A 4,742-nucleotide genomic window follows, 5' to 3' on the forward strand; every position below is an offset into this window, starting at 1 on the left:
CCCCGCTTCTCGCATCCCCGTCTCCCCCCAGATATCTGGGGGGCTGGATATCGCCCTGGCAGTACCGCACCCCGCAGACAACTGAGGGGCCAGATATCGCCAGGGCAGCACCGCACCTCCCAGATATCTGGGGGGCCGGTCAGCGGTGGCCGGCACGCAGCACGAGCTCAAGCTCGAAGCGCACCTCCGGGTCCTCGAGCGCCTCGCCGAAGAGCTCCTTGAGCTGCGCCACCCGGTAGCCGACGGTCTGCTGGTGCACGAAGAGCTCCCCGGCGATGGGCGTGCGCTGGCCGCTGTGCCGCAGCCACGAGAGCAGGGTCTCGGCAAGGCGCTCCCGCACCGCGGGGCGCACCCGGTCGAGCGGCGCGAGCACCCGCGCCGCGAGGTCGGCAGTCGCGAGCGGCTCGGCCAGCACGATGAGCTCGGCGAGGTGCTCCTCGACCCAGACGGCGGGCCCGGGCTCGAGGAGGTCACCCGGCGCCAGCCCGCGCGCCCCTGCTGCGACGGCGAGGTGGAGGGACTCCGCCGCCAGGCCCAGCGGCCTCGGCGGCCCGACGATCGCCCGACGCCCCTCGAGCGCGCGGGCGAGGGTCCGCCGCCGAGCCGGGCGGTCGACGAATGGCATGAGGACGACGACGTCCGTGCCGCGCTCGGCCACCAAGGCGTCTGGACCGAGCGAGGCGCGGAGCCCTTCGACGTGCGGGGAGGGCACGGTGGCCACGACGACCACCTCCGGCAAGGTCCAGCCGACCGCGGCCGCCAGCCGCGCCACGGTCCCCTCGCTCACGTCGCCCCGCAGCACCGCCTCGACCAGCTCGCCCCGCAGCCGCTGCTGCTCGCCGGCCCGCTCGGACTGCTCGAGGGCGTAGCCCTGGGCACTCGCCGCGGACAGCTCGTCGATGTAGGCGAAGAGCGACTCCCCGAGGGCGAGGAGCACGTCCGGCGTGAGGTCGGCCACCGCCGCGCTGCGGGAGATGGCGCGGAAGGTGACCCGGGCACCCGCGCGGTATGCCGCGAGCAGCGACTCGAGACTGCGGCCGGCACGGACCTCGCCGCGGCCGAGCCGCTCGTAGATCCACTTGCTGTCCTCCGACAGCGCCGGCAAGCGGGTGCCGGGCAGGTCGAGGAAGCGGTCGAGGGCCACCCCCACGCCCTGGCGGATGCCCTGCCCGAACCGTCCCTCCATCGGCAGCGCGTAGTCGGGGACGGTGTGTGGGATCGTGGAGATGATCTCCTCGACGACGTCCGCGAAGGCGGGGCGCAGCTGCACGCTGATTTCAGCCGGGAGCGACAACCACGGGGGCTCCTGTCCCGTCTCGGTCATGCTCAGCCACCCCAGACCTTATTGGCGCGCAACAAACTCCTGCGGCAAAGGATACGTCTCGACACGAGTAATCGACGGGTTTTCAGGGCATGGTTGGAAGCATGGCCCAGATCCGCGTTCTCCGTCGCATGGCGTCGCTCCTGACGACGCCCCTCGCGCCCGAGGACTTCCTGGGGCTCGTCAACCCGCTCGCCTCCAAGCGTCAGCTTCGGGGAGTCGTCACCCGGGTCGTCCCGGAGACCGCCGACTCGGCCACCATCTCGTTCCACCCCGGCCGGGCCTGGAACGCCCACGAGGCCGGCCAGTGGGCCCGGATCGGCGTCGAGATCGACGGTGTGCGCCACTGGCGCAGCTACTCCCTCTCGGCTCCCGCCGGGCACGACCCCGCCATCACCGTGACCGCCATCGGCGCCGTGTCGACCGCCCTCGTGCGCGAGACCAAGGTCGGTGACGTCCTCTTCCTCGCGCCGCCGCAGGGCGACTTCGTCCTGCCCGAGCACCCGCGGCCGCTGCTGATGCTCACCGCCGGCAGCGGGCTGACCCCGGTCATGTCGATGATCCGCACCCTCGTGCCACGGCGTCCCGACGCCGACGTCGTCCTCGTCCACTCGGCCCGCTCGCGCGAGGAGGCGCTCTTCCACGACGAACTGCTCGAGCTCTCCGACCAGTTCCCCGGTCTGCGCGTCGTGCACTGGTTCACCCGGGTCGAGGGCGGCCGCCGCCTGGACCTGACCGATCCCACCGACCTCGACGCGATCTGTCCCGACTGGGGCGAGCGGGCGGCATACGCCTGCGGCCCCTCCGACTTCCTCGACGCCGCGAGCGCGCTCTGGGACTCCACCGACTCCGAGGCCGCGGCCAGCGGGCACCTCACCATCGAGCGCTTCGCGCCCGTCCTCCTCCCCGGCACCGGGGGCCAAGGGGGTCTCGTCACGTTCGAGAAGTCGGACAAGGAAGTGGAGGTGGACGGCGACGTCCCCCTCCTGGACGCCGGCGAAGAGTGCGGCGTCGTCATGCCCAGCGGTTGCCGCATGGGCATCTGCCGAAGCTGCCTCACGCCGCTCATCGCCGGGAAGGTGCGCGACCTGCGCACCGGCGAGGTGCACGGCGACGAGGGCGAGCTCATCCAAACGTGCGTCAACGCTGCCGCCGGCCCCGTCCACCTGGACATCTGAAGGGATCCCTCATGACCATCACCGCGATCCGGCCCAAGAAGCCGATCCTCGCCCCCACGGGCGGCCCCACGGTCCGACCGGCCGCCGCCGCCCACCTCACCGACGCCGACGTCGAGCGGCTCGGCACCGAGCTCGACGCCATCCGCGACGAGATCCTCGCCTCGCGGGGAGCCAAGGACGCGGCATACATCCGCCGGGTCATCAAGGTGCAGCGCACGCTCGAGCTGGCCGGCCGGGCCACGCTGCTGCTCTCCAGGCGCAAGTCGGCGCTCGTGGCCGGCACCGCCATGCTCTCGGTCGCCAAGATCCTCGAGAACATGGAGATCGGCCACAACGTCCTGCACGGTCAGTGGGACTGGATGCGCGACCCCGACATCCACTCCTCGACGTGGGAGTGGGACTTCGTCAGCCCCGCGGCGGCGTGGAAGCACACGCACAACGACCTGCACCACACGTGGACCAACGTCCTCGGCAAGGACAAGGACGTGGGCTACAGCACGCTGCGGATGTCCGCGGACCAGCCGTGGAAGCCGGTCAACATCCTCAACCCGGTCATCAACGGCGTGCTCGCGCCGTTCTTCGAGTGGGGCATCGCGCTCTACGACCTCGAGCTCGAGGCGTGGCGCGAGGGCGAGAAGCCGACCAAGGACGTCGTGCGCGACCTCAAGGCCACCGGCCGCAAGATCGTGCGCCAGTTCACCAAGGACTACGTCGCGACGCCGGCCGCCGCCATCCCCTTCGGTGGGGGCAAGAACGCCCTCATCGGCACGTTCACGGCGAACGCCATCCGCAACGTGTGGGCCCACTCGGTCATCTTCTGCGGCCACTTCCCCGACGGCGTCGACACCTTCACCGAGGCAATGATCGAGGGCGAGACCCGCGGCGACTGGTACATCCGCCAGATGCTTGGCTCGGCCAACATCTCCGGCAGCCCGCTGCTTCACCTCATGACCGGCAACCTCAGCCACCAGATCGAGCACCACGTCTTCCCGGACCTGCCCTCCAACCGGTATGCCGAGGTGGCCGTCAAGATGCGCGAGATCTGCGAGCGCTACGGGCTGCCCTACACGACCGGGCCGATGTACCGCCAGGTCGGCCAGGCGTGGGCCAAGGTGTTCCGCCTGGCGCTGCCCGGCGGCAAGGGCACGGCGGGCACGGCGGGCACGGCGAGGGCGAGCGCGCGTCGCGCGTCGCCCGCGGCGATCGCTGCCACCGCCTGACCCGACGCCTGACCCGACGCCGCATCCCGGCCGCCTGCTGCTCGGTCGCCGCTCGGCTGTTCTCGGGGCCGGCGGACTCCCTCGTGGAGCCCGCCGGCCCTCGGCGTCTCACGACTGCGTCGTATGCCGGTCGGGTCGTATGCCGGTCGCGACGGCCCGCGGGTCGGCTCGAGGGAGCTCTTGACCCGCGGCATACGAGGCGTAATCTTCATTACATGATTACGCAGCAAGATATGGAACGGGTGCGCGGCTGGTTCACCGGCCGGCTGCCCGAGGAGTGGCGCATCGAGGACCCGGCCATCACCATCGACCGGGAGGAGATCGTCGTCGAGCTCGTCGTCGGCGACGTCGAGCTGGCCGACGCGAGCGACGTCGAGCGCGACGAGGCACGGGCCGGCCGGGCCCGCGCGTTCCGCGAGGACACCCGCGGCCGGCGCATGGAGATCGCGCGCGAGGCGCAGCACCGCTTCGGCCGCACGGTGTCGTGGGCGGTCCGCGTGGGCGACCACCGGGAGCTGTTCACCCACATCGCCGCACCGGTCATGACCCGGCTCCGGCAGCCGCAGCGGCGGGTGCTCGACACGCTCATCGACGCGGGCGTCGCACGGTCCCGCGCCGAGGCCCTGGCGTGGTGCGTGCGGCTCGTCGCCGAGCACGAGAGCGACTGGCTGAGCGAGCTGCGCGAAGCGATGGAGCACGTCGCGGACGTGCGCAGCAAGGGACCGGCCGCCTGAGCGCCGCCGCCTGAGACCCGCCGCCTGAGACACCCGCCTGAGACCCGCCGGCCTCCCCGCTCCAGACCGCCCTCCGGTCGAGCGGCGACAATGGGGTCGTGACGACCCAGACGACGAGACCCGAGGCGGGCGCGGGCAGCCTGCGCTGCACCATCTTCCGGGACGGCGCGGCAACGTCGGCGCCGGCCTCTCACGAGACGCTCTCCGCCGCGCTGCGGGACCCGGAGACCCTCGTGTGGCTCGACCTCGAGGAGGCCGACAAGGACCACATCGCGTGGGTGGCGCAGGA

5 protein-coding genes are annotated in these 4,742 nt (G+C 72.0%); 4 read left to right on the plus strand and 1 reads right to left on the minus strand.

Annotated elements, in window-relative coordinates; all coding sequences use genetic code 11:
- Positions 1 to 139: 139 nt before the first annotated feature.
- A complete protein-coding gene (locus VFJ94_RS14420; RefSeq protein WP_325004916.1) occupies positions 140 to 1,324 on the minus strand; it encodes a helix-turn-helix domain-containing protein in 1,185 nt (394 codons plus the stop codon).
- A 101-nt stretch (positions 1,325 to 1,425) separates the two neighbouring features.
- On the opposite strand from VFJ94_RS14420, the gene VFJ94_RS14425 reads away from it, so the two are divergent.
- From VFJ94_RS14425 to VFJ94_RS14440, 4 genes are all read left to right on the plus strand, one after another.
- The gene (locus VFJ94_RS14425; RefSeq protein ID WP_325004917.1) at positions 1,426 to 2,499 is read left to right on the plus strand and encodes a ferredoxin reductase; all 1,074 of its coding nucleotides are present in this window, start codon (positions 1,426 to 1,428) and stop codon (positions 2,497 to 2,499) included.
- An 11-nt stretch (positions 2,500 to 2,510) separates the two neighbouring features.
- Positions 2,511 to 3,719: an acyl-CoA desaturase gene (locus tag VFJ94_RS14430; protein WP_325004918.1), complete on the plus strand. Its 1,209-nt coding sequence runs from the start codon at positions 2,511 to 2,513 to the stop codon at positions 3,717 to 3,719.
- Between the two features lie 233 nt (positions 3,720 to 3,952).
- Positions 3,953 to 4,453 (plus strand): hypothetical protein, encoded by a 501-nt coding sequence (locus VFJ94_RS14435; protein WP_325004919.1) that lies wholly within the window; start codon positions 3,953 to 3,955, stop codon positions 4,451 to 4,453.
- Positions 4,454 to 4,551: 98 nt separating this feature from the next.
- On the plus strand, positions 4,552 to 4,742 hold a 191-nt coding region (locus tag VFJ94_RS14440; protein ID WP_325004920.1), incomplete at its 3' end, for a hypothetical protein.

Source organism: Intrasporangium sp. (assembly GCF_035688975.1).
Classification (GTDB): Bacteria; Actinomycetota; Actinomycetes; order Actinomycetales; family Dermatophilaceae; genus CALMNV01.

Bases quoted from the DNA above. Each gene is read 5' to 3' on its own strand.
- VFJ94_RS14420 (WP_325004916.1), bottom strand. From the start codon at position 1,324: ATGACCGAGACGGGACAGGAGCCCCCGTGGTTGTCGCTCCCGGCTGAA.
- VFJ94_RS14425 (WP_325004917.1), top strand. From the start codon at position 1,426: ATGGCCCAGATCCGCGTTCTCCGTCGCATGGCGTCGCTCCTGACGACG.
- VFJ94_RS14430 (WP_325004918.1), top strand. From the start codon at position 2,511: ATGACCATCACCGCGATCCGGCCCAAGAAGCCGATCCTCGCCCCCACG.
- VFJ94_RS14435 (WP_325004919.1), top strand. From the start codon at position 3,953: ATGGAACGGGTGCGCGGCTGGTTCACCGGCCGGCTGCCCGAGGAGTGG.